This window comes from Streptomyces sp. NPDC088732 (genome assembly GCF_044751205.1).
In the GTDB taxonomy this organism is placed as follows: domain Bacteria; phylum Actinomycetota; class Actinomycetes; order Streptomycetales; family Streptomycetaceae; genus Actinacidiphila.
On sequence record NZ_JBIVLI010000005.1, the window covers coordinates 262,288 to 286,281 of the forward strand.

The following is a 23,994-nucleotide window of genomic DNA, read 5'->3' on the forward strand; positions in this document are numbered from 1 at the left end:
GTCGCTGACATGGGGAGAACCCCCTATCTCTCCAGTCGGCCGGCCCAGCACCCCCTGCGACGGCTTGCGAGCGTAGGGATTCTTCCCCTGCCGTCACAGCAAGGTGACGTGCACTCGTGGTCAGGCTTCGGGAGCGGTTTCCAACCCGTACCTTTCGGATAGTTCAAAGCATGGGGCCGGTGAACCGCTCCGGTCCCCAAGTTGGCACCTGTACGCCGGGCCGTGGGTCATCGCCGCCCTCTATGAAGAGCTCCTCCGAACCTTCGGGGTGTAAAAGAAGAGCCTCCTGGCCGTGCTGAAGCCAATTTTCTTGAACCGGTGGGGACCTCAGGCGGCGTGGCCGCGCGGGACGCCACCGTCAGAAGGACTTCCTCAGCGTGCTGATGGTCGGACTGCCGGCCCAGCATGGTATGCCGGTCGCGGTATTGCGCAGCAGGCTTTTGACCAATGGCCCAGGATTTCCGCGCGGACACCGGCGCGCAATCCGCGGACTACTGGCCTCCATTCCGCGGAGTGATTGGGCACTACGCGGGAATCAATTAGGATAATTCGCGCAACCAGGTATGAATTTTTACGTCCACGAAGACGGGGAAGTTTCCCGATGCCTTGGGGATTCCTGGGCGGGCAAAGTGGGGAGCGCCACCTGACGCAGGGGGGCGCCAAGAGCTCTGACACGAGTGTCGGAACGAACCATCGGCTGTCTGCTGCACAGCCACGAGTCGATGGCATGGGCCCCACTGTCGAAGGCGGACGGCACTGCTCCGGGCACCACAGTGGTGCGCTCGCCCTGGCCGGGGCTGCGCGCTTGACTGACAGGGCGGCTGCCGTGTCAGTTCACCTTCGCTACAGGCCGGCGGACGAAGATCTTTCGGGGGGCGGATGCGCTGTTGTGCATCACCTCGCCCCAGAGACGAAAAATCGGAGATGGACATGCACAACCGCAACATCGCGGCTCGACCGACACCCCGGCTGGGGCAACCCGTCTTGTTCCGACGGGGAACGGTAGTGACGATGAAGCCGCATGACGGCGTGCTGCGGGACACGGACGTGCTGGTCCGCAACTCCCGCATTGAGGCGGTGGGCCGCCACCTGGAGGTTCCTGCGGATGCCGCGGTCATCGAGGCATGCGGTGCCCTGTTGCTTCCAGGTTTCGTGGACACCCATAGGCATATGTGGCAGTCCGCCTTGCGCGGGGTGGGTGCTGACTGGACCCTTGGCAACTACGTCCAGTGGATCATGATCAAATGGGGTCACCTGTTCCGGCCGGAGGACATCTACGCCGCGAACTACATGAGCATGGTCGAGGCCGTGTACGACGGCGTGACCACGGTGCTCGACTACTCCCACGGTCTGCGGACGCCCGAGCACGCTGAAGCCGCCGTGGACGCGTTATTCGATGTGCCCGCTCGTGCCAGGTTCGCCTACGGCAACGCGTTGGCATCCGATCTGGGTTGGGTGGTCGACGGTCGGGTCGACGACATGCTCGACAGCAGGTTCAGCAGCACAGACCAGTTGGTGACCATGCAGCTGGCCCTCGATCGCATCAGTCCCACCGACGAGGCCAAGGCAGCCCTGGACTTCGCCCGGGCACGCGAACTCCCGATCATCTCCCATGCGGGAGTCTTCAAAGCCTACGAAGACGATCAGATCGGCTTCCTGCACGCATACGGAGCACTCTCGCCGAGCTACACGCTCGTGCACGGTGGCGCGCTCAGCGATGAGGCCTTCGGTCTGATCGCCGACAGCGGTGCGCAGCTGTCCATCTCGGCGGAGAGCGAGGACAGCGCCGGGCAAGGCTATCCGCCTGTGTCCCAGGCACGGAGGTTCGGCGTCCCGATCTCCCTGTCGATGGACTCGGTCGCATGGTGGAGCGGTGACATGTTCTCCGCGATGAGAGCCACCCTCAACGCGGAGCGGGCGATGGTGCATCACCTCGCCCACCAGCAGGGCAACGTCGTTGTCAACAACGACACCCGGGCGATGGACGTCCTGGAATACGCCACGCTCGGTGGTGCGCGGGCGCTCGGACTCGACGACGAGATCGGGTCCATTACGCCCGGCAAATTCGCCGATTTGGTTCTGCTACGCAACGACACCCCGGTCATGACAACCGTGCACAACCCTGCGGGCCACATTGTTTTCCAGGCCGGGCGTGGCGACGTGGACACCGTGATGGTCAATGGCCGGGTCCTGAAATACCAAGGCCGCTTGGTCGGCGTCGATCTCGACCGGGCTCGAAGCCTCGTCGCGCAATCGGTCGAGTACCTGCGCTCCAGGATCGGCGACGCCGAATGGGAAGAAGCGATGGTCCCGCCACCGTACGTCGCCCGCCAGGCGTGATGATCGCAATCCGTTTTGAAGCTGGCTGGGGAAGGGGCAGACCTGCGGGATCCCGGCCTCGTGGAAGCCGGCGCACCTCGGCGTCACGCGAAGGCCGTCTGCACCGACCAGCGGGACAAACAGGGCAAGCCGTCCAACCAGCCAGACCGATCAGGTCACAGGCGAATGGATGACAAGCCGGCAAGGACCAGGAGGGCCGGCACCTACCGTGCCCTCCGGCCCGATTGCAGTGACCGACTGAAAGCACCCGCGTTGTGACCACAGAACTGTGTTGCGAGAGAACGAGGTTGCAACACCGCGGGGGCGCAGCCGTCGAGCGCAGGCCCTGTGCACGTTTTTCCATTGCGAGTTCACTTTAAGTTCACCCTTCGAGGGGCTCGCCTGACAGGAGTGAGTAAATTGACAATCCCTATCGTCAGAAAATGGGGGCTCGTCGTAGCATCCCTCGCCGCGGCAGTGAGTGTTCTGTTCACCACCGTTGCAGCGAACGCTGCGAGTTCCGCCCTCCCCAACGAAGAATCGCAGATATACAACGAGCAGGCTGGGGGGCAGAACGTTCGGGGCCGCGGCGCTGCTGAAGCGTATGACACCAATGGCAACCATATGACGGTGTGGCGCGCCCTGGACAACAATGCCATCTGGAGTTCCATCAACAACCAGCCGGCCGTGCAGATGGTCCCGGGCTCGGCGACGGCGACGCAGCCCTGGATAACCTCGGCGGGGGGCAACGGTTGGTGGGTTTTCCACACGGGTGGCGGCGGTCAGATATACGTGATGCGCGCCTACGCCGACGGATCACACAGTGGTTGGACGGCCATCTCCGGTACGACCACCGAGGATCTGCTGCCGGGTTCGGCATCGGCGGGTCCCGAGGGAAGTTTCATGATTGCCTGGCATGGGCGCGGCAATAACAACATCTCCGCCAGGTTCTACAACGGCTACGCATTCGGCGGCATCTACACCTTCCCCAACACGCAGTCGATGTACCCGCCGGCGGTCGCCTACAACTGGCAGTCGTCGCGGTACGTCATAGCCCATGTGGGCAGTGACAATCAGACATACACCGCATGGCAGGCATACGGGTACGGCGTCTGGAACGGGTGGTACAACCACGGGGGATCCGCGCGCTCCCAGCCTGCCCTGGCCGCGCTTCACAACGGCAACATGGAGCTTGCCATCCTCGGGGCCGATCTCGTCACATGGTCGCAGGAACTGAACAACTACGGGGTCGGCTACGGCGATGGCTTGGGTTGGAGCCGGGAGACCAGCGGAACAGGAACATTCTATCCGCCTGTTTTGGTCGAGAACAGGCCCAATGGTGCCGCGAGCACCATCTTCCTGCTCTTGACCGTCTGGGACAACTACAACATCGTCTACAAGCGAAACATGTTCGAGGGCCCGTGACCCCAGGGCTTGATCAAGTTCGCTGAGTGTCCTGGTCGTTGGTGATGCCCAGGATGGAGAGTGCTCGTTCTGGCTTGACCCGGTAGGGACGCAGGTCAGCGACGTGGCCCGGGTTCAGCGGGGCCAGCTTCAGCAGGACAGCGGGGACAGGAAAAGATACAGCGGCAGGCACGGGCCACCTCGTGATCAACTGGCTTAAGAGGCCACGATGATCACGAAGCTCGTGCCTGTACCGCTACCACCTCAGCCCACCGCCATCCGAACTCATCACACGAGCGCGGAATTTGCAGCCACCCTGTCGGTCTGTGTTGATGAGGAAAAGCTCCTTCGAATCTGTCAAGAGCCCGCAATCGCGCGACAAATGGCACGTTTTACGAAGGTGTGGCGAGACCGTGCCGGAAGGCGATGGCTGCTGCTTCGGTTCGGCCGGAGGCGCCGAGTTTGGCAAGGATATTGGACACGTGGGCGCCCGTGGTCTTCTCCGAGATGAACAGCTCCTTGGCGATTCGGTGATTCCTGTAACCGCGCGCCACCAGCTGCAGTACTTCGCACTCGCGTGGCGTCAGACCGAATCCGTTATGGGACCGGCTGGGTCTCTTGCCCATGGCTGTCCGGCGGCTGGAGGCTGCGGCAGCCGGCGCAGGGCCGACGTCCCGGGTGTGGAGTCGGCTGATATCGCTGATCAGAAGGCCTGCACCGAGGTTGGTCGCGAGGGCTTGGGCGCGGCTGAACCTGTCGTTCGCCTCGGATCGCCGTCGCGGTGCGGTGAGGAAGGCGCGGCCTTCGCCGAAGAGCGCACGGGCCGTCTCGTACGGGCGTCCGGCGTCTTCGAAAGCGGTGACTGCGGCCGACCACAGGTCCGGATCGTCCGCTCCTTCGATGCGTCGTACTTCGGCGCGAAGCAGGTGTGCGTAGGCGGCGGAGAGAGGCAGGACCGTGCTCAGCCGGTCCGCGGTGCGCCGTAGAGCAGTGGAAACCTTCGCTGCAACGCCACCAGGGGAGTCGATGGCGTCGCCCTCCATGGCTGCCGCGGTGCAGAGTAGCGGCAGTGACCAACTGAGCGGGAGGTCGCACAGCCCGGCGGTGTCCGCATGGAGGAATTCTCTCCGGGCGTCGTCGAGACGGCCCTGGCGTAGGGCGACCTCCAGGGAACAGTGACTGAACACCACTTGGAACTGCGCCGGCAACCGTTCCGTGCCACGCAGCTTTTCGGCGGCGGTCAAATGGACGATCGCGGATTGGAGGTCGCCGCGCAGCAGGAGACCGGCCGCTCGCAGCGTCGCGAATGCCGAGCGTGACAGTTGGGCGCGTGCGAGGGCGGTGGCCTCGTCGAGGGCTGAGTCGGCCTCGTCCCAGCGGCCCAGGGAGAGCAGACTGATCGCCCGGTTGGCCTGGACCCACCCTTCGCGGTTGGTGAGGCCGAGCGAGCGGCAGAGTTCAATGCCGTGGTCGGCCGCGGCGACGGCTTCCTGGGAGCGGCCCATGCCCTCGAGGATTGTTGGCAAGCTTTGGCTCACCCGTCCGGCGATGCCGAGTTCGCCCAGTTCCTCGGCTCGTTGGCGAATGGCGTAGAGCTCTGCGAGGACACCGCCGTCGGTATCCGTGTCCGCGTTCAGCAGGCACTGACACAGACGGGCGTGGAGTTCTTGTGTCTCGGCGCCTGCACGCGCGGCGTACCGTGCAGCTTCGACGGCGGGGGCTCGGTTTCTGGTGGAAGGACGGTGCAGCTCGTTCCAGATGGCGATGCGCACCAGCACTTCGGCTCCCACGACGGATGGAGGAAGGGCCTTGACGAGGCGCCACGCCGTCTGCACTTCGGGCCAGCCGTCTCCGCGGCTCAAGCCCTCGATGATCCGGGACCGCCGCGTCCAGAACCACGCTGCAGGTAGGGGCCGTTCTGCCTCGGCCTGGCTGAAGTGTTCCAGTGCAAGGTCGGTCAGGTGTAGCGCCTTGTGCAGGTTCCCACTGTGCACCGCAGCGGTGGCGGCCGTGGCGAGCAGCTCCGGCAGGCCGACCTGGGTCATGCCGTCCTCCTGCAAGGCACTGCAGGGATAGGTCTCCGGGCAGTGGATCGCGGGCAGATCCGCTGGCCGGACCTCCTCCGACATGTGGTTCCACCATTCGAGCGCCCGCTCCAGATGCCACAACTGTTCAGCGTGGGCAGAACGGTTGCGGGACTCCTCGGCCGCCGCAAGGCTCATACGCAGAGCTTTCCTCCCGTCCTGCGCCGCGTGCCAGTGCTGGGCGAGCCGTCCTGCTAGCTCCCCCTGCGGCACGAGTGTGGGATCCGCCTCCAGCACCTGTCCGTACTGACGATTGATCAGGTGCCGTTCGCCCGGCAGGAGGGTGTCGCCAACGGCTTCGCGGACCAATGCATGCCGGAACCGATAGTGCGCACCGCTCGGCTCGGGCGCCAGGACACGGGCGAGCACAGCCGCGCGCAGCGCCTCGATCAAGTCGACCTCGGACAGGCCCGCCACGGCCTTCAGAAGTGGGTAGCCGACGACGGCGCCACCCTCGGCAGCCGCGCGTACGACTTGCTGGCTCGCTTCGGGCAACGATTCCAGCCGGGTCAGCAACACGTCGTGCAGGCTGTTGAGTCCCGTCTGTACGTGGTCGCGGTGCGCGCGGGCCAATTCCTCGACGAAGAAGGCGTTGCCCTCCGAGCGGTCGTAGATGTCATCGACGACACGTGGGTCCGGTATGGCTCCGAAGATGCCGGTGAGCTGCCGGTTCACTTCTCCTCGCCCCAGGCGTGGTAGATCGACGCGGCTCACGGACCGTAGTCGGTCCAGTTCGGCGAGCAGTGGGCGCAGCGGGTGTCCGCGGTGGATGTCGTCGGAACGGTACGTCCCCAGCAAAATGAGCCGCCCGGTGCGCCGGGTACGGAAAAGGAAGCCCATCAAATTACGAGTGGAAGCATCGGCCCAATGCAGGTCTTCGATGACCAGCGCCACCAGCCGTTCGGACGCCAATGTCTCCAGAACGCGAGTGATGAGCGCGAACAGCCGTATTCCGTCGTCGTCTCTCGGATCAGCGGACGAGCCGGCGCCCATTTCCGGTATCACCCGGGCCAAAAGCTCTCCCTGCCCTGTGCTTGCGGCGCGTACTTCCTCGGGGAACCGTTGCCACAGCGTGCGCAGCGCCTCGGAGAACGGGGCAAGGGGGAGACCGTTGCCGCCGACCTCGATGCATCCGCCCACCGCCGCCACGGACGCCTCGGGATCCAGGGTGCTCAGCAGCTCCTCGATGAGTCGAGTCTTGCCGATCCCCGCCTCGCCCCGCACCAGCACCGCCTGCGGGTCACCCTCGTTCGCGGCCTCGGCTGCTCGCCTCAGCTCGGCCAGCTCGGTCTCCCGGCCCACGAAGACCGGACTCACGGGGATGTTCGCAGTGGACTGCACGTCCGCAAAAGACACAATGTTTCCAGGGTGGTCGTTCGATAACGCGTTGTAGCCGCCGTCGGCCGCTGACTGGGCCTTCTTCGACTGAGCGAGGCCCGGCCGGCTGGCCGGAGCCATGCGTTTCTCTCGCGATCCAGTCAGACGGGAAGGAGGCCATTACCGTGTTTCGTGATCGTGCGCAGCATCTGGTCGGGCGATTTTGGCCGCGCTCGTTCAGGCAACTTATGTCGCGCAGTGAGCGTAGTTCAAGATGATCTTCAGGCCGTTCCAGGCTGCCGTCCCGCTTGGAGAGCATCACGCCGCGTCGGGCCTGTGCGAAGACCGCCTCGTGGTTGGCGTGTGACGGAGAGTGTTCGGTCTGCCCGATGGAGAAGTCGGGCATGAGGGATTTCCTTGTTCGGCCCCTACCTCTGCCCGATCCACCACACGCACCGTGACCGGGGCGGAGACGGTGAGATCCCGGAACCCGGGGCCAGTGTGGCCCGTGCAGGACATGGGTGGTGCGCCGGCCGGTGCGAACGCACCGGCCGACTTGAGAAGCATCCGGACCTTCGGTCGCCCCCAAATCACTGGTGGTCGGTCAGAACGCGGGCGACCTCGGCAGGATGAGCCAGGTGGGGGAAGTGGCCGCCGCCGTCCAAGACGATGATGGAGACATCGGGCAGGGCTTGACGGAGCCAGGCCTGGTATTCCGGGTCGGGCGCGGCGCCGGCGACGTAGCGGTAAGGGGTGCCCTGGGCGGCGATACGGGCCAGACGGGCGGCGTTTCGTTCTTGCAGCGTGGACGGCGGGGTGGCCAGTAGTTCGTTCCAGTAGCTGAGAAGCAGTTCCTGCGCCGGAAGCGCGTCGGGGCTCGCCATGTCCCGGGTCTCGGGAGGCAGCGTGTCGATGCCCATGCGGCTGAGCAGGCCGTTCCAGACAGTGCCGTAGTTCGGGCTGCGCAGGAGGTGCTCGTTGCGCTGGAGCATGTCGGCGAAGCCTCCGACGCGCAGCGGCTGGTCGATGTTGACCACGCCGCGCACCCGGTACGTCGCGGCGTAGGCCGTGGCTATGGCTGCGCCGAGGGAGTGTCCCACCACCACGGGTGCTGCCAGGCCGGCTTCGGTGACGGCCTGGTGCACCATCGCGGCGACGTCGTCGAGTCCGTGCCGCTCCCGCAGTGGCGAGTCCCCGTGTCCGGGCAGGTCGAGGACGAGCACGCTCCGACCGGGGTCGGAAAGCTCGAGAGCACGCAACACCGGCCCCCATTGGCGACGGTCGTAACTGAGGCCGTGCAGCAGGACGAGCGGCGGCCTGTTGTCCGGCTCGCCGTGGCGCTCTGCTCGCAGACCTGCGTACGTGATCACGTGGCGTCTTCCTCCTGTGGCGGGTGCTGTCCACAACAGAAGGCGTAACGCAGCGGCGAACGAATTGTGCGTGGTGGGCGTCACACCTGCCAGCCGCCGGGTCCGCCGGGAGCCGGCTGGTAACGGAGGAGGCGTCCCGTCCGCAGGGACGCCCGCAGGTGGGCGCCCGCGAGAGGCGCGGCGGCTTCAATGCGCTCGATGGTCCTCCACAGTGCCCGCGTGGCGCTGACGCGTGCGCGTTCGGCCTCGTTTCCGTGAGCACGGGGGCGCCCGCTGAGACCAGCGGCGCGCCGGAGCTCGGCGAGGAGCGCTCCACGCTCCGCCTGGACGGCTGCCGCGGCGTCGCTATCACCGGCCCGGTCGGCGGCATCAAGCTGATCGTCAAGCGCGGCGAGACGCCGGCGGTAGGAGGCGCGGGCCGCATCGTCCAGCAACGGATCAGTCGGCGGGACCGCCAGCCCGGAGCCGCCCGCAACCAGGTCGAGCGCGAGGATCTCCTGGCCGGGCACCGCCAACAGCGCACGCAGGTAGCGTGGTCCGCGCCCGTCGGGCACGCGCGCTGTCTCAGCGCCGGCCTCCAGCTGCCAGTCGCGTCCATCGGGTAGCCAGCGCCACTGGTCCGCGGGCGCAGGAACCGGCGGCAGGGCTGAGAGGAGACCGCCCATGCCCAGCCGTGTGGCGATCGACCGGGCCCGGTCGACGTCCTCGCCGGCTCGTTCCCGGTCCCCGGGCCGGCCACGCCGTGTGAGTACCTCCGCGCGCGCCGCCAGGGTCCAGGCGAGCCAGGGGAGCGTTCCGAGGCGACGGGAGAGGTCCGCGGCCTCGTCCAAGTGGCCGAGGGCATCATCCGGCCGGTCGAGGCGTGCTGCCAAGCGGCCCAGGTAGTCGTCGACGGGTCCGGTGATCGTGTTGGCTCCGCCCCACACAACGAGTCGTCCCTGGTAGGGGAGCAGCGACTCGTAAAGGTCGGTGGCGGCCACCGCGCTCCCGATACGTGAGGCGACTGCCGCGAGGTCTGCCAGTGCGCCGATCCATCGCGGGCCGGTGCCGGCGAGGACCGACGGCAGCAGCCGTTCCAGCTCAAGGCCGGCCTCGACGTCGCGTCCGGACTCGAGCATCGACCGCGCCGCTGTCGCCTCGAAGAAGTGCCCGGGCAGTCTGCGGGCCATCCTCTGCCATGGCTCGACGCGGGTCTCGGCACGGCCTCGCATGACGTCCAGCTGATGTCGCACCGAACCGGCCAGCCGTTCGGTGTCGCTCACCCCCGCCTTGCGGCCGGCAACGAGCACTTGGTGTGCCAGTGCGTCAGCCTCCTCGAACCGGCCGCGAATCGTGGCGAGCATCGCCTGCCGCGCCAGTGCAACCACGCGGGCATCGGTGCGACCGGCCTGTTCCGCGGCGCCCACGTAGACGCTGAGTGCCGCCTCGGCCGCCGTCAGCTCCCCGGCCTCGGCATGCGCCACGAAGCGCCAGAACAGGCCGCGGCACTCGGCCGCGGCGTCACGCGCCCGCCGGGCCTCTGTGACGATTTCCTCGGCCGTGGCCAGACGTTCCGCCGTGGCGGCCGGGTCCCACAGCGCGTGCAACCGGCTGTCGAGGACCTCAGCAAGAGTGCCCGGGTCACCGGAGGCCCGGGCCAGACCGAGAGCCGTGTTCGCCAGGTCGCGGCGACGCGCGGCAGCCGAGGTGTCGGCGAGCAGCTCACGCGCGAGCCGCGCCAGGACCCGGGCGCGGTCGCCCGGCGTGAGCGGCCGCTCTGCTGCCGACTCCAGCAACCGGACGAGCCCGAGATCGAGTTCGAGGAACTGGGCTCGCGAGGGGGCCACCAGTGCGAGATGAACCACCGGGTCGACGTCACCGTCGAGGCCCGAGAGCTGCCCGGACAGGCGGAGCGCGTGACCCGGCAGCCCGCCGGAGACCAGCCACAGTGCGTGGACGGCGTCGCGCGGCAGTCCGGGCACCAGCGCGGCAAACTCCGCGCCCGACAGACCACCGAGCCTCAGCTCGGCCGCGCTCCCGGAGTACTCCCGCGCAGTGACCAACAGCGCGCGCGGAGCCAACGGCACCTCGGAGCCGAGGCCTATGAGATCGGGCTCCTCGACCGCGCCTACGTCGGCCAGCACGAGCACCGGCTCGTCCGGACGGCCCGGCGACGTACGGGGCGCGGCCTGCGCGCGGTCACCCGCGTATGCGACACGGATCCCTCGATCAGCGGCCAATGCAGCGGCGGCCGCCAACAGCGCGGTCTTCCCCACTCCCGAGGGGCCGGTGATGACCAAGCGCTCGCTGAGCCCGGCAGTCAACCGGTCGAGCAGAACCCTGAGGGCCGATAGCTCTCGGTCACGACCAATGAGGGACATGCGCCAGCTTAACCGGCCGCGACGTGAGGCGTCCGATGGGTGATGTGGCGTTGTATCTGCGGACCTCGACGACCACGCTGGTCAAGCCGCGCAGGCTGCGTAGTAGGACGCCTTCGCCCCGGTGTGCCGCAGGGTTGAGGCAGCGCAAGGCGTGGAAGCGGCTGGTGCACCCATGCGAAGGCACTCTTAACATTGAAGCCGCTGGCTTCTGTACAGCACTTTCGGGGCTGCAGTGACGCGCGCATGGCGGGCCGGGTATCGGCCTCGTCCTCCACCGCTGAGTCGCACCGCGGACTGTTTCCCCTGGCGCAAAGGAGAACCCCGTGACCCAGAACCCGACGCCGATCGACCCCGCCGACCTGCCCGAACCGATCACGCGCTACCTGACAGGCCGCGCCGCCAAGGACGCCGCCGCTGCCGCGCAGGGCTTCGCACCGGACGCCACTGTCACAGACGACGGACACACCTATGAGGGAGCCGAGGCCATCAACCTATGGCTCCGGCGGACCGACACCGAGTACACCTACACGGTCACGCTCGCCGGCGCCGAACAGGACGCCCACAACCGATACACCGTCCACCAGCACCTCGAAGGGAACTTCCCTGGAGGTAAGGCCGACCTGCGCTGCCGTTTCGTTCTGGCCCATGGGCTGATCAGCGAACTGAGCATCGCCCCCTGACCGGCCGCCCGCCATCCCACATACACCCGGCCCCCTGGCTGGGGTGGTGGGGGTTCGTCGCGTGAACGCCCGGCGGCCGGACGCCTGCTTTCGGAGAGGACGACCTATGGGTCGGCATGACCAAGCGGGAAAGCGGGACAGCGCAGAGGACGATCCACAGTGTTGCTCTGCTGCGGAGGCTGCTGGAGAGGGCCTGCTTCTCCTTCTATGCGTGACTCGCCAATGATGACAGGACGCACTGGCCGAGGAAGGCCGCTGATGCGCCGGCCTGATATTCATCGTGCTATGCGTGCGCGAACGCAGCGTCAGCGATGTCACCTGGCGCAAGTCCCGTAGTCTGACCTGCTTGGCGGAACCAACAGCGGCAGCCCTGTGGCAGACCCGCCCCCGTTGCTACCCGCGAGGCGTCGGCTAGCCGACGGCGGATCACCACCGCATCAGCTTGGTCGTGAGTCGTCAGCCGCCATGGATTCCAAGGCGACAGCTCTCGCCATGCACAGTTCTCAGCTTTGTGCAAAGTTCAGCAGGTCGGCGTTGAACCGTTCGGCGAACTTGGGCACCATCGCCAGCCCATGCGGGGCTCCCTCGTACACCTTGTATACCGCTTCCCTGACCAGCTTCGAGCTCTTGGCGCCCGCAGCCACGATGGGGACGATCTGATCGTCGTCACCGTGCACGATCAGTGTCGGCACGTCGATCTTCTTGAGGTCCTCGGTGGTGTCCGTCTCAGAGAACGCTTTGACACAGTCGTAGGCCCCCTTGATACCTACCGTCATGCCCCACAACCAGAACTCATCGCGGGTGCCTTGGCTGACGGTCGAGCCTTCGCGGTTCGCGCCGTAGAACGGGCCACTGAGGTCCTTGTAGAACTGAGACCTGTCCTTGGCGACGCCCTCGCGGATCTCGTCGAAGACCTCGATCGGGAGGCCCTCGGGATTTGCCTGCGTCTTCAGCATCAACGGGGGGATGGCGCCCAGCAGGACCGCCTTGGCCACCCGTCCCGTCCCGTGCCGCCCCATGTAACGTGCGACCTCGCCACCACCGGTCGAATGCCCAACCAGGATGACGTCGCGCAGGTCGAGTCCCTCGATCACGGCCGCCAGGTCGTCGGCGTAGGTGTCCAGGTCGTTACCGTCCCATGGCTGGCCGGAACGCCCGCCGCCACGACGGTCGTGGGCGACGGCCCGGAAGCCGTGGTCGACCATCCACTTCATCTGGGGGTCCCAGGCGTCCGCAGTGAGCGGCCACCCGTGGGAGAACACGACGGGCTGGCCGGTCCCCCAGTCCTTGAAGAAGATCTGGGTTCCGTCCTGGGCTGTTGTATACGGCATGATCCTGAGCCTTTCTCGCTCCAGTGGGAAGGCGGGGTTCCGAAGCGTCGCCAGTCGGGCCGAACCCAGAGAGTTGGGAAGACTGCCACTCTCGAACGGTAGTCTGGCGGCCAGGACGTGGCACCTTGAAGATGTGCCCCCCTGCCGCTCGCGGGAGGTGCGGTTTTGTCGACCGGCTTCACCGGGTAAGACGAGCCGCCGGCGCTCCGGTGACCAGGACGGCGGCAACCGGATCTCCTCGTCATGGTCCATCAGCAGCGGGAAGCGGTCGTGCCACCACATGCCCTGCGTCGAGGACCGGCTGCTCTGAGGGCTCTGCGGTTTGATCGGCCCTGTCGCCGCGAGGTACCGGGCATCCCATCGCTCGATCACGGTCTGACACAGCGCCCGCAGGGCGGGAGTGAGGAGGAGCAAGGCCGCGTCCAGCCAATCACGGCAACCGAGATCGCTGTAGTACTCCCAGATCCATGTGTCACGCGAGCGTAGCCCGGGCACGCGGACAGGCGTGGTGGCGGCCGGGATACGAAGCCGACCACGCCATGCACGCCTGTGGCCGAACCGGGCGGTACCTGCCCGTCCATCCCTGCTGGCCGTAGTCGCGCGGCTCAGCCGGGCGAATGACGCTACGGGGCCACGGACGGCCGCGGAGGCCGGTTGGGATCCCAGAGCCTGCGGGTCTGGGTATTTTGGTGTACCCGCGATGACAGGAGAATAGGGATTTATCCCAATGTCGCGAGCGGTTGTACCTGACACCATGACTGGAAGCTCGGACGCTTGCGCAACCAGATTGGTTGTCTCCACAGCCCGAACTTTGCGATTTCGGAAGTTCTGATCTATGGGAGCGGTGGGCATTTATTTGTGTCCACCGACTTAACTCGGGGATTTTGCATGACAAGAGAAATAGCTGTACGCCGACGACGTGCCTTGCGGCGGAGTCCCGGCGTGCTGGTGGCCGCTGGTCTACTGGCAGTTGCCGGTGCGGTCGCCGTTCCTTTCACCGCCCAGGCCAGTGGCGGGCACGCTCCGGCGGACTTGGCACGCCAGGGGGACTTCGCCGCCGCGGCGGCAGAGTTCCATGTGCCGGCGCGGGTGCTGCTGGCGGTGGCATATCAGGAATCGGCATGGGACACGCACGCCGGGCAGCACAGCGTGAGTGGCGGCTACGGTCCGATGCATCTGACGGACGTGACGCCTTCGATGCTGGCCGGCGGTGACTCGGGGACGGCCGGGCGTAGGGACGTGGCGAAGCTCGCCGCGGATCCCGCGCTCCACACGCTGGAGGCGGCCGCGAAGCTGACGGGCCTGCCAGCGTGGCAGCTGCGTTCGGACGCGGCGGCCAACATCCGCGGCGGCGCCGCCCTGCTGGCCTCTTACCAGAAGGCCACGGCCGGGGACACCTCCGCCGATCCGGGCGACTGGTACGGCGCGGTGGCCCGTTACAGCCAGTCCGCGCAGCGCCAGGGCGCCCGCGCCTTCGCCGACCGGGTCTTCGCCACCCTGCACCAGGGCGCCGTGCGCACGACGGCGGACGGCCAGCGAATCAGCCTGACCGCCGGCCCGCAGGTCCGGCCCGCCACCGGCCAGTTGGCGAAGCTGCACCTGGCGTCGTCAGCGGCGACGGACACCGAGTGCCCGGCCACCGTGAACTGCACGTTCGTTCCGGCCGCCCCGTCCAACGGGCAGGTGTCCAACCGGCCCGCCAACGGCATCCGGATCGACTCGATCGTCATCCACGACACCGAGTCCTCTTATGCCTCGGCCATAGCCACCTTCCAGGCCCCCGGCGGCAGCGCCTCGCACTACGTGATGCGGTCGGCTGACGGCGCGGTCACCCAGATGGTGCCGACCAAGGATCTCGCCTTCCATGCGGGCAACTACTCGACCAACATGCACTCCATCGGCATCGAGCACGAGGGGTACGCGGCCCACGGCGCGACCTGGTACACCGAAGCCCAGTACCAGGCCACCGCGGACCTCGTGACGTACCTGGCCGGCCGCTTCGGCATCCCGCTGGACCGGCAGCACATCCTCGGCCATGACAACGTTGTCGGTCCGACGTCCGCGACGGTCTCCGGCATGCACTGGGACCCGGGCCCGTCCTGGGACTGGGAGCACTTCATGGATCTGCTCGGCGCCCCGGTCGCAGGCGGGCACGGCGTCGGCGACTGGGGCACCGTGGTGACCATCGCTCCCGGCTTCGCGGACAACCGGCAGACCGTCCAGATCTGCCCCTCCGACGACCCGACCGGCGCCACCACCGCCTGCACCAAGGTCACCCAGCCGTCGAACTTCGTCTACCTGCGCACCGCCCCCAGCGACACCGCACCGCTGTTCGGCGACCAGGCGATCCACTCCGGCGCCGCCGGCACCGACCGCATCAACGACTGGGGCAGCACCGCCCAGGCCGGGCAGCAGTTCGTCGTCGCCGGCGAGGACGGTGACTGGACTGCGATCTGGTACAGCGGCTCCAAGGTCTGGTTCCACAACCCCGGCGGCGTCAACACCGTCCCCGCGCGTGGCGTGACCATCATCCACAGTGGCCAGACCCCCATCACGCCGCCGGTGAAGGTCTACGGCTCCAGCTACCCCGATGCCGCCGAGTACCCCGCGGGCCTGTCTCCCTCCACTCAGGCGCCGCTGAGCATGTACACCATCCCGTCGGGCCAGGCCTACGTCGCCACCTCAGCCCCCGCCCTGACCGACGACTACTTCAAGTCCTCCGGCACCGTCGTCTTCGGCGCCAAGAAGATGTACACGATCCAGTACAACCACCGCACCGCCCTGGTCTACGCCGGCGATGTGACCGCGACGGCCAGTCCGTCGCAGAACGCCTCCAGCTCCGGTCGCTGAGGAAGTACCCGCCGGGGGCGGGCCCACGAGGTATGACTTCCGGGCCCCGCCCCCGGCACCTGCACCATCGATCCACAGCACGACCTTGGGAGCACACCCGTGCGGAAAGCACTCCTGTCCGCCGTACTCGCCACCACCGCCGTACTCGTCACCACCACCGCGCTCGCCGCCTTCGCCGTCGCGCGTTCGCACGGATCCGAAGCCGGCGAACAGGCGGACACCGCGAGCGGCCTGCGCGTCGGTGCCACCTGCTCGTCCGACTTTGCCTTTGCCGCCGATGTCTCGTGCGGGTTGGCGCGTTTCGGAGATGTCCGTCGGCACTGCCCCGCTACGCGCACCACTCACTGCCCACGGACCCGCTCGGTGACGCTGAAGAACACTGGCCGGACACCGGTGCAGCTCGTGGCGATCAGCGGTTCGGCGCCCGGCGAACGCCACGAGACCGTCTCCCGCACCCTCCGTGCCGGCGCGTGGGAGGTCATGGGGCCACGAGCGGGCGACTTCTTCCTGCTCGACATTGTCCTGCGCTCGGACAGCGGCCGGGCGAAGGTGACCGTCACCGGTCTGTCCTGACCCCTTCCCCCACGCGACTGGAGATGTCACAGGCCCAGCAGCGCCTGCTCCACGACCTCCGTGAGAGCGGACTGCTCGTAGCCCTGGGCATTCAGCGGAATTGGGCGATCTGGTGTCCGGTGGCAGAAGGGTGACGCTGGGTCGAGTGAGACCAACAGCCCAGCTCTACCGTGATGAGGCCACTTCGAGCGAGGCGAACTCGGTGTCGTCCATGCCGTCGTGGGTGCGCCGTACGCGGCGGCGGTCGTGAGCCCATGCCACAGCGCAGGCGGCGAAGTAGAGGAGGCTCAGAGGGGCGGCGAGCAGCAGCATGGTGAGTGGGTCTGTGCTGGGTGTGGCGAGGGCGGCGAAGACCGTGATTGCCATGATCATGACGCGCCACCAGCCGGACATCTGCCGTGCGGAGATCACGCCGCCGAAGTTCAGCAAGATGAGGAGGAGGGGGAGTTCGAAGGAGAGACCGAAGACGACGATGAAGCGGGTGGCGAGGTTGAGGAAGTCGTCAACCGGGAGCATGTTGGTGGTGTGAGCGGGTGTGAAGGAGATGAGCACCCGGGCCGTGGTCGGCAGGAGCCAATACGCCAGGGCGGCTCCCGAGAGGAAGAGCGGGATGCCGGCGCCCAGGAATGCCAGGGTGTACTTCTTCTCATTGCGGTGCAGCCCTGGAGCGATGAACGCCCACAGTTGGTAGAGCCAGACCGGACTCGCTGCGATGACGCCCGCGGTGATCGACACCTTCAGCGCGAGAGTGAAGGGGGAGAGCAGGCCGTTGATGGCGATTACTCCGCAATGCCCTGCCAGCGCCGCTCCGGCCAGTTGGCCGGGGGTGCAGTCGGGCAGGGGGGCGATGAGGAATCCGACGAGTTGCTTGTAGAAGAAGGCAGCGCCCGCGGTGACGAGGAGGATCGCTCCGACGCCTTTGACCAGGCGGTTCCTCAGTTCGCGCACGTGGTCCAGGAGGGGCATCCGGGCTTCTTCATGCGGTGTGGGGGGCATGGAGGGTCTCGGTTCCTCACGCGTGGCGCAAGCCGCACGTGATCGGTACGTGGTCGGGGTCAGTGCTCGACAAGGACGTCCTCGGGTGGGGTCTTCTGGGAGGCCGCGTGGTGGTCGGGCGTGGACTGCAGGGTGGGGGTGGGTGACGTTCGTTCTCCGGTGTTCTCGCGTTGCATGGCCTTGGTCTCGCTCTTGAGGATCCGGAGCGATTGTCCGAAAGAGCGGGCTATGTCAGGGAGTCGTTTGGCGCCGAACAGGAGCGCTACGACGGCGAGGACGAGGACGATTTCGGGAGCTCCGAGCCTGCCGAACATGGAGGGTTTCCTCTCTGGAGGGTGAGGTGAAAGCCGGTGTGGTGCCGTGTTATCGGTGGAATGAGGGCGCTGCGCCTGGCGAGGAAATGGCCTGTTGGGGGGCGGGGAGGCGGGTGTGGTGCCCTTCCTGGCACGCGTAGGCGCTGCTTGGTCAAGCGGGGCCGTCCGTCTGCCGGGCAGACGGGCCGCTGGTCGCGATGGTCGGCCGGGGCTGCTCGGCCCTGGGGGTGATTGCCAGTTTCGTGTCGGGGGTGGAGAACGGTTCGACTTCGAGATCGAAGTCGGTCACTGTTGTGGCGAGGTCCAGGGCCTCGGCAGCCAGCAGGTTCTTGTGTATGAGCGTCTTGGGGTTGAGGTCCTCGATGCGCAGGTCCTGGAGCTCGGGCGGGAGTTCGCTCCGGATGCTCACCTGCGCGCTCTGCGAGAGTTCACGTATCCGGCGCAGGGTCCGTGTGGCGTCCGACACCATCTTGGGGAGTTTGTCGGGTCCGATCAGGATGATGGCCAGCACGATCAGGGTCACGAATTCGAGAGGTCCGATGTCGAAGAACACCTGGGGTTCCCGTCTGGGAGCTTGTGGGGTGGTGCCCCCCGACCTCCGACGAGGGAGACCGGAGTGTGACTGTCGGGGTGCCTTGCTCGTCTCGATCCCTTGCCCGCCGGGCGGCCCCGGCGGGCAAGCTGCTGGTGATGGGGTCAGCGAATGAGGCGGGCGAACTTGCGAAGTTCTTCGGTGAAGATCTTCGGCTGTTCGAAGGCGGCGAAGTGGCCGCCGCGCTTGGCCTCGTTCCAGTAGACGAGGTTGTGGTACGTCCGCTCTCCCCAGATCTTGGGCGCGGTGAAGATGTCCTTGGGGAAGATGGTGACGCCCACCGGCAGGTCGAGTTCGTGGCGGATGAACGCGGAGGCGAAGCTCTCCGCGTACAGTCGGCCGGCCGACGCGGCGGTGCCCGGAAGCCAGTAGAGCATGATGTCGTCGAGCATCTCGTCGTAGGACCAGATGCTCTCCGGGTTGTGGTTGCTGTCGGTCCACAGGCCGAACTTCTCGTAGATCCAGGCGGCTTGTCCGGCGGGGGAGTCCGTCAGGCTGGTGCCGATGGTCTCGGGCGAGGTTCGCTGGACCGCGCTGTAGGCGGTGCCGTTGGCCTGGAAGTCGGCGATCTGCTGGAGGACCTTCTGCTCCTCAGGGGTGGGCGTTCCCACCAGCGGGGCGTCGAACAGGACCGGCAGGTTCAGGTGGACGCCGATGAGTTCCTTGGGCCACAGCTTGCCCATGGCCGTGGTGACGCTGGCACCCCAGTCGCCGCCCTGGGCGATGTAGCGGTCATAGCCGAGGCGGCGCATGAGCTCGAACCATGCCTTGGCGATCCGCATGACGTCCCAGCCGTTTTCGGTGGGCTTGTCGGAGAAGCCGTAGCCGGGGAGGGAGGGGATGACAACGTGGAAGGCGTCCTCGGGACGGCCGCCGTGGGCGGTCGGGTTGGTCAGCGGGTCAATGACCTTGAGGAACTCCACCACCGATCCCGGCCATCCGTGGGTGAGGATGATCGGTGTCGCGTCCGGGTGAGGGGAGCGCACATGCAGGAAGTGGAAGCCGAGCCCGTCGATCTTCGTGCGGTACTGCCCGAGGCTGTTGAGGCGCCGCTCCAGGCGGCGCCAGTCGTACTGGGTCTCCCAGTGCTTCACGAGCCTCTGGACGCGGTGCAGGGGGGCGCCCTGCGACCAGTCCTTGACAAGCTCCTGCTCGGGCCAACGGGTGTTGCGCAGCCTGTACCTCAGGTCCTCCAGCGCGTTCTCGGGAACGTGCAGGCGGAAGGGCGTGATGGCCTCGGTCGCCGGGCGCAGCTTGCCCAGCCCGACCGGGTTTCGCTCGCTCGCCGCTGCGGGCGCTGCCTGCGACATCGTCCAGGGCAGCGGAGCTGCGACCGCACCGGCAATCGCTGCCGTTCGCAGCACGCCGCGACGGGTGAACTTCCCTCCCCGGCTCTCGGGTGACTGCCTGGTCGTTGCGTCATGACTCATGGAGATCTCACAGGTTCTCTCGGGGGTGCGACGCGCCCGAACGGGGCTCTCGTCGGGTGGTGGGTGCCGGACGCTGCCGGCGGCGGCCCGCGCGTGCGTGGGCCGGTGAGCGCAGTCGATTGCGGTGGCTGCTCTCGCCGGCCGCGGCGTTACACGAGGGCCGGTTGCCGCTTCCGGATGGCAGCGGGCAGGGACAGCACCAGGACGGCGGCAGCAGCGATCAAGGGCACCAGCAGGGCTGCGTGGTAGCCGTGCATGGCGCCATGGGCGCCGGGGCGGGCAACGGCCTGGTTGACCGCCGTGGTGACAGCCACGAGCAGGGCAGTACCGAACTGGGCCGATGACTGGAACAGGCCGCTGGCAACGCCCTGCCGCTCGGGTGCGACACCGGCTGTGGCGCTGATGCTCAGCGTGCTGAAGCACACGGCAAAGGCGATGCCGATGAGGGCGAACGTGGGGAAGAGAGCCGGCCAGTAGCCGGAGGTGAGACCGAGGGGAAGCAGCAGGCCGTAAGCCACGACGGTGAGCACGAGGCCGAAGGAGAGGACGCGGGGGACTCCGAAGCGGCCGATCAGCTTCTCCATCCGGGGAGCGACGAACAGGCCGAGAACGCCGCAGGGCCAGAATGCGGCTGCGGTGGTCAGGGCGGACCAGCCGCGGGTCTCCTGCATATAGAGGGTGGCCATGAACTGTGCTGCTGCCCAGCCTCCGACGAACGCCATCACGCCGAGGTTGGCGCGGACCCGCGGCCAGGAGGCCAGCAGACCAAGCGGGAGCAGCGGTGACTGCTGTCGGCGCTCGATGGCCACGAAGACAGCCAGCAGGGCCACGACGGCCAGCAGTGAGAGCAGGGTGCGCGGAGCACCCCAGCCGACGCTCGGGGCCTCGGTGAGTGTGAAGACCAGAAGCAGCATGGCGAGGGTGATCGCAGCCGCCCCGGGAAGGTCCATGCTGCCGCGGCTACTGCTACCACGGTGGTCAACGGGAATGAGCCTGGGCGCGGCCAGCAGGATCAGCCCCGAGACGATGGTGGGCATGATGAACACCCATCGCCAGCCGACCTCACTGAGCAGGCCACCGGATATCAGACCGAAGGTGAAGCCGGCCGCCCCGGTGGAGGAGTAGATGGACAGAGCCCGGTTGCGCACCGGTCCCTCAGGAAAGCTCGTCAAGATGATCGCCAGGCCCGCCGGCGCGGTAAAGCCGGCGGATACACCCTTCAGGAAGCGGCTGGCGATCAGCATCGTGCCGCTGGTCGCGAAACCTCCGAGTCCGGACATCAGAAAGAACACGATCAGTGCGATCAGGAACACCTTGCGGCGTCCGAGGAGGTCAGCCGCGCGACCGCCCAGCAGGAGGAACCCGCCGAAGCCCAGAACGTAGCCGGAAACCACCCACTGGAGCTGGCTGATCGACATGTGCAGCGCCTGCTGCACCGTAGGCAGCGCCACTGCGACCATCGAGGTGTCCAGTGCGTCAAGGAAGAACGCGGCACACAGGACGGCCAGCAACCCCGCGGCAGCGCCGCCCAATTTCGCGGATGTGGCTGCGCTTCCTGCCACTGAAGTCTTTTCTGCAGTACTCATGACGCCGAATATAGCGTCGATACATGGAGCCGATACAAACGTTTAGCGGGTGAGCGTTGTCACATTCGACGCCGAGCGGGAGGCGAGTCGGGCACTCGCGACACAGGGTCCGGTCGGGGGTGGCACATCCGTGGGCGCCCGCCGGCCATGAGAATGGAGCGCTGATACATCATGTAATGTAGCTGCATGTCAAAAACCTCTGCCCGTGATCGCCTCCTGCTGGCGGGAGCCCAGCTGCTGGAGCAGACCGAGGTCGGTGACGTCTCCACTCGCGCCATTTGCGAGCTGGCAGGCGTGCAGGCGCCCACCCTCTACCACCACTTCGGGAGCAAGCAGCGGCTCTTGGACGAGGTGGTCAGTCACGGCTTCCGTGACTTCCTGGCCACGCATGCGGCAGAGGACGCATCCCCGGACCCCCTCCAGGCGATCCGTGATGGATGGGACATCCATGTGCGATTCGGTGTCGAGCATCCGACGTTCTACGCCTACATCTATGCCCGTGTGAGCACAGGAGCCCGCTGCGGCGTGGTGAGTGAGGTGGAGGCGATGCTCCTCAAAGCTCTCGAGCCGGCCGCTCGGCAGGGCCTGCTGACCGTGACCCCCACTGTTGCCGCTGCGGAGATCCTCGCGGCAAGTACGGGGGTGATCATGACGCTGATCACCACGCCTGAAACGGAACGTGACCCGCTACTGTCCACCCGTGTGCGTGACGCGATCCGTGTGGCGGTGACCGTTCAGCACCCGCAGGAAGGCGGCGGTCAGAGCGTGACACCAGCTTCTGCAGCGGTGGCACTGTTGTCCGTACTGGACGACGCCGACGCGGTGCTGAGCGACACGGAACGGGCCCTCCTTCGCGATTGGCTGGGGCGCCTCCTGATTCCCAAGGAGGGTGTCGACGCTTGATCCGTGACTGACTGGGCAGATTCAGTCGGTCGCCGCAACGCCCTGGTGAGTCGAGAAAATCTCGATGAGCTGAGGTGGTTCGCTTATGCGTCCATATCTGACGGTCGAGTAACGGCAGTTGGCGTTGCGGCTGAAGGTCAGGGGCTGTCCTTACGGGAGATCGGCCTTCAGGTGGGCTGCTCGCACCAAGCAGTGGCGCTGATCGTGAGCCACGCGGCGTGGCGGCCGCTTCGCTGGGATGGGTGGGTTCCCGGGCCGGGTCGGCTGACGCTGGCTGACCGGGAGGAGATCACCCTGGGCCTGCATGCTGATGATTCGTTCACCCTGATCGCGGCCCGGCTGAACAGGGCGACACCCACAGTGTCGCGGGAGGCCGCCGCGAACGGCGGCCGCGTCGAATACCGGGCGTGGCAGGCGCCTCAGCGCGCTCGCGAGCAGGCTCGGCGGCCCAAGACCAGCAGGCTGGGGTCCGTCGAGCTCGACGCCGAACACAGACTATCGACTCGACTCACTAGGCGAGACGCAGGTCAGGCGTGTCGCAGTCGCGTGCGCGGGCGGGCTGGGCCTGCGGCGTTGGCGCGTTTGGGCTGGATGGGGGTGACATCGGTAGGCGCGGCTGTCGATGCCTGGGGCATGGCTGCGATTCGGCGCAGGAGGGTTGGGGCCATCGGGTGTTCGCTGACCAGTTGGCGCAGGCTCTGCCTGGACATATAGCGGTAGCTCTGGGGCGGGTGAAAGTCGCCTGCCGAGCGCATGTGCGAAAGGGGTACGTGCTGTGAGAGGGGTTCTACGTCCCGCAGCACGACCGCGGAGGCGTAACGAGCACCGTCGGTGTAGTCGTCGAACTCGGCGCGGCTGAGGGCCGTGCGGGTCGTATGGGTGGCCCAGACCTCGGCAGGGCGGGCCACCTGAACGTGTTCGACCTGTGCGGTGCCGACCAGTGCCATGACCGGGGATGTGGCGTACAAGATGACCGGCGTGCCGACGGGGACCGCCACGCGCTGCCTGCGGATCTCGACCGTCTTCGTGCCATCGAGGATCGAGTCAGCGAAGCGGGGGTGGAGCGACAGCAGCAGTGCGCGTTCGTTGTCGTTCACCGTGCGATATGGCCTTCCCGGTAGAGGGCACTGAACAGTTGCGGCGGGATCTTGGAGATCGACTGTAGCCGCAAGGAGTGACGGTGCTCATCCGCCAGGGCCCTCAGCCGAGAGAGCGAGATCGGGCGAGGAAGGATCTCGGTGTCGGAGAAGAGCAGGGCGCGGGCAAGACCGTCCGTGTTGGCGGCCTTGTCGATGTGGCGTCGCTCCCACACGCCGAGGTGTTGGAATCGGGCGTGCAGGGCCCTGCCCTGGTCGACGACGGTGTCGTCCAGCCGGGAGCAGGCGATGACCTGTTGGACGGTGCGGTTCTTGTCGCTGCTGGCGTACCACAGGATCCGGGCCGGGACGCGCTCGCCGGCGGAGCGTGCAGCGCGGTAGTAGACGTGTTGGCGGCTGATGCCGAGGCGGTCATTTCGTGGCAGCAACGAGGGGGAGAACTCGAACAGGTCGCTCGCGAACAGGGGCCAGATCGGGACGAGGAAGCTGGGAAGCTCGGCATCGGTGATCTTCGCGGGCCACCAGGCGCGCTCTACCGCGTAGGCGGCGGACGCAGGCATCGACGTGGGCAGCTCGGGGGTGTCGAATCCGGCGAGGGCACCGGCTTGCGCGGCGAGGTCGGTGATGCTGGCGGCATCGGCGCAGGCGTCGAGCACGAGGGCGACGAGTGTGTCCTGGTGCGATTGGAAGCCGTCCTCGGCCGCAGCGGTGCGGATGTCCTTCGACATGTGGGGATCGCTCAGCCGAAGGACGGAGATCCCCTGAGCGCGGCACATTCCCTTCAGCAG

General features: G+C 67.0%; 17 protein-coding genes and 1 pseudogene. 7 read left to right on the forward strand and 11 right to left on the reverse strand.

The genetic code is table 11. The features are described from left to right. Positions 1-924: 924 nt before the first annotated feature. Together ACIP9H_RS11595 and ACIP9H_RS11600 are read left to right on the forward strand one after the other, a co-directional pair. Positions 925-2,340 carry an amidohydrolase family protein gene (locus ACIP9H_RS11595; protein WP_401958909.1) on the forward strand — a complete coding sequence of 472 codons (1,416 nt, stop codon included), beginning with the start codon at positions 925-927 and terminating at the stop codon, positions 2,338-2,340. A gap of 456 nt (positions 2,341-2,796) precedes the next feature. Next, complete coding sequence (locus ACIP9H_RS11600) at positions 2,797-3,744, forward strand: hypothetical protein (protein WP_401958912.1); 948 nt, start codon at positions 2,797-2,799, stop codon at positions 3,742-3,744. 371 nt (positions 3,745-4,115) lie between these two features. Here the strand turns inward: ACIP9H_RS11600 and ACIP9H_RS11605 are convergent, their stop codons facing one another. The 3 genes from ACIP9H_RS11605 to ACIP9H_RS11615 form a co-directional block, all read right to left on the reverse strand. Further along, a complete protein-coding gene (locus tag ACIP9H_RS11605) occupies positions 4,116-7,265 on the reverse strand; it encodes an AAA family ATPase (RefSeq protein WP_401587500.1) in 3,150 nt (1,049 codons plus the stop codon). Between the two features lie 449 nt (positions 7,266-7,714). After that, positions 7,715-8,494 (reverse strand): alpha/beta fold hydrolase, encoded by a 780-nt coding sequence (locus ACIP9H_RS11610; protein WP_401587502.1) that lies wholly within the window; start codon positions 8,492-8,494, stop codon positions 7,715-7,717. 80 nt (positions 8,495-8,574) lie between these two features. After that, on the reverse strand, positions 8,575-10,854 hold the full coding sequence (locus ACIP9H_RS11615; RefSeq protein WP_401587504.1) for an AAA family ATPase: 2,280 nt from the start codon (positions 10,852-10,854) through the stop codon (positions 8,575-8,577). Positions 10,855-11,177: 323 nt separating this feature from the next. On the opposite strand from ACIP9H_RS11615, the gene ACIP9H_RS11620 reads away from it, so the two are divergent. Next, positions 11,178-11,534, forward strand: coding sequence for a nuclear transport factor 2 family protein (locus ACIP9H_RS11620; protein WP_401587507.1), 357 nt, complete (start codon positions 11,178-11,180; stop codon positions 11,532-11,534). 503 nt (positions 11,535-12,037) lie between these two features. Here ACIP9H_RS11620 and ACIP9H_RS11625 read toward each other — a convergent pair. Next, positions 12,038-12,865 carry an alpha/beta fold hydrolase gene (locus ACIP9H_RS11625; protein ID WP_401959002.1) on the reverse strand — a complete coding sequence of 276 codons (828 nt, stop codon included), beginning with the start codon at positions 12,863-12,865 and terminating at the stop codon, positions 12,038-12,040. Positions 12,866-13,753: 888 nt separating this feature from the next. Here ACIP9H_RS11625 and ACIP9H_RS11630 point away from each other — a divergent pair. Both ACIP9H_RS11630 and ACIP9H_RS11635 read left to right on the forward strand, forming a co-directional pair. Next, positions 13,754-15,715 (forward strand): N-acetylmuramoyl-L-alanine amidase, encoded by a 1,962-nt coding sequence (locus tag ACIP9H_RS11630; protein WP_401587510.1) that lies wholly within the window; start codon positions 13,754-13,756, stop codon positions 15,713-15,715. Positions 15,716-15,814: 99 nt separating this feature from the next. Then, positions 15,815-16,288: a hypothetical protein gene (locus ACIP9H_RS11635; RefSeq protein ID WP_401587512.1), complete on the forward strand. Its 474-nt coding sequence runs from the start codon at positions 15,815-15,817 to the stop codon at positions 16,286-16,288. A 165-nt stretch (positions 16,289-16,453) separates the two neighbouring features. Here ACIP9H_RS11635 and tatC read toward each other — a convergent pair whose 3' ends face one another. The 5 genes from tatC to ACIP9H_RS11660 all read right to left on the reverse strand — a co-directional run bounded on the left by tatC (position 16,454) and on the right by ACIP9H_RS11660 (position 21,206). Further along, a complete protein-coding gene (tatC, locus tag ACIP9H_RS11640; RefSeq protein WP_401587515.1) occupies positions 16,454-17,254 on the reverse strand; it encodes a twin-arginine translocase subunit TatC in 801 nt (266 codons plus the stop codon). An 89-nt stretch (positions 17,255-17,343) separates the two neighbouring features. After that, positions 17,344-17,598: a Sec-independent protein translocase subunit TatA gene (gene tatA / locus ACIP9H_RS11645; protein WP_401587517.1), complete on the reverse strand. Its 255-nt coding sequence runs from the start codon at positions 17,596-17,598 to the stop codon at positions 17,344-17,346. 151 nt (positions 17,599-17,749) lie between these two features. Then, entirely contained in the window at positions 17,750-18,151 is a 402-nt protein-coding gene (locus tag ACIP9H_RS11650; RefSeq protein WP_401587519.1) for a Sec-independent protein translocase subunit TatB, read from the reverse strand. A gap of 143 nt (positions 18,152-18,294) precedes the next feature. After that, positions 18,295-19,500, reverse strand: a complete 1,206-nt coding sequence (locus ACIP9H_RS11655; RefSeq protein WP_401958918.1) for an epoxide hydrolase family protein — start codon at positions 19,498-19,500, stop codon at positions 18,295-18,297. Positions 19,501-19,769: 269 nt separating this feature from the next. Beyond that, positions 19,770-21,206: an MFS transporter gene (locus ACIP9H_RS11660; RefSeq protein ID WP_401958920.1), complete on the reverse strand. Its 1,437-nt coding sequence runs from the start codon at positions 21,204-21,206 to the stop codon at positions 19,770-19,772. Positions 21,207-21,392: 186 nt separating this feature from the next. Between ACIP9H_RS11660 and ACIP9H_RS11665 the strand changes: the two genes are divergently transcribed. Together ACIP9H_RS11665 and ACIP9H_RS11670 are read left to right on the forward strand one after the other, a co-directional pair. After that, on the forward strand, positions 21,393-22,109 hold the full coding sequence (locus ACIP9H_RS11665) for a TetR/AcrR family transcriptional regulator (RefSeq protein WP_401587527.1): 717 nt from the start codon (positions 21,393-21,395) through the stop codon (positions 22,107-22,109). A gap of 204 nt (positions 22,110-22,313) precedes the next feature. Then, positions 22,314-22,469: pseudogene (locus ACIP9H_RS11670) on the forward strand (helix-turn-helix domain-containing protein); the annotation flags it as partial. 167 nt (positions 22,470-22,636) lie between these two features. Here ACIP9H_RS11670 and ACIP9H_RS11675 read toward each other — a convergent pair. Both ACIP9H_RS11675 and ACIP9H_RS11680 read right to left on the reverse strand, forming a co-directional pair. Continuing rightward, entirely contained in the window at positions 22,637-23,206 is a 570-nt protein-coding gene (locus tag ACIP9H_RS11675; RefSeq protein ID WP_401587530.1) for an ASCH domain-containing protein, read from the reverse strand. After that, complete coding sequence (locus ACIP9H_RS11680; RefSeq protein WP_401958924.1) at positions 23,203-23,934, reverse strand: hypothetical protein; 732 nt, start codon at positions 23,932-23,934, stop codon at positions 23,203-23,205. The genes ACIP9H_RS11675 and ACIP9H_RS11680 overlap by 4 nt, the downstream gene beginning before the upstream one ends. Positions 23,935-23,994 lie beyond the last annotated feature (60 nt).

What these genes read in the sequence shown, in the direction of transcription:
- ACIP9H_RS11625 (WP_401959002.1), bottom strand. Translation starts at nt 12,865, where the DNA reads ATGCCGTATACAACAGCCCAGGACGGAACCCAGATCTTCTTCAAGGAC.
- tatA (WP_401587517.1), bottom strand. Translation starts at nt 17,598, where the DNA reads ATGTTCGGCAGGCTCGGAGCTCCCGAAATCGTCCTCGTCCTCGCCGTC.
- ACIP9H_RS11595 (WP_401958909.1), top strand. Translation starts at nt 925, where the DNA reads ATGGACATGCACAACCGCAACATCGCGGCTCGACCGACACCCCGGCTG.
- tatC (WP_401587515.1), bottom strand. Translation starts at nt 17,254, where the DNA reads ATGCCCCTCCTGGACCACGTGCGCGAACTGAGGAACCGCCTGGTCAAA.
- ACIP9H_RS11665 (WP_401587527.1), top strand. Translation starts at nt 21,393, where the DNA reads ATGTCAAAAACCTCTGCCCGTGATCGCCTCCTGCTGGCGGGAGCCCAG.
- ACIP9H_RS11660 (WP_401958920.1), bottom strand. Translation starts at nt 21,206, where the DNA reads ATGAGTACTGCAGAAAAGACTTCAGTGGCAGGAAGCGCAGCCACATCC.
- ACIP9H_RS11655 (WP_401958918.1), bottom strand. Translation starts at nt 19,500, where the DNA reads ATGTCGCAGGCAGCGCCCGCAGCGGCGAGCGAGCGAAACCCGGTCGGG.
- ACIP9H_RS11615 (WP_401587504.1), bottom strand. Translation starts at nt 10,854, where the DNA reads ATGTCCCTCATTGGTCGTGACCGAGAGCTATCGGCCCTCAGGGTTCTG.
- ACIP9H_RS11605 (WP_401587500.1), bottom strand. Translation starts at nt 7,265, where the DNA reads ATGGCTCCGGCCAGCCGGCCGGGCCTCGCTCAGTCGAAGAAGGCCCAG.
- ACIP9H_RS11680 (WP_401958924.1), bottom strand. Translation starts at nt 23,934, where the DNA reads ATGTCGAAGGACATCCGCACCGCTGCGGCCGAGGACGGCTTCCAATCG.
- ACIP9H_RS11630 (WP_401587510.1), top strand. Translation starts at nt 13,754, where the DNA reads ATGACAAGAGAAATAGCTGTACGCCGACGACGTGCCTTGCGGCGGAGT.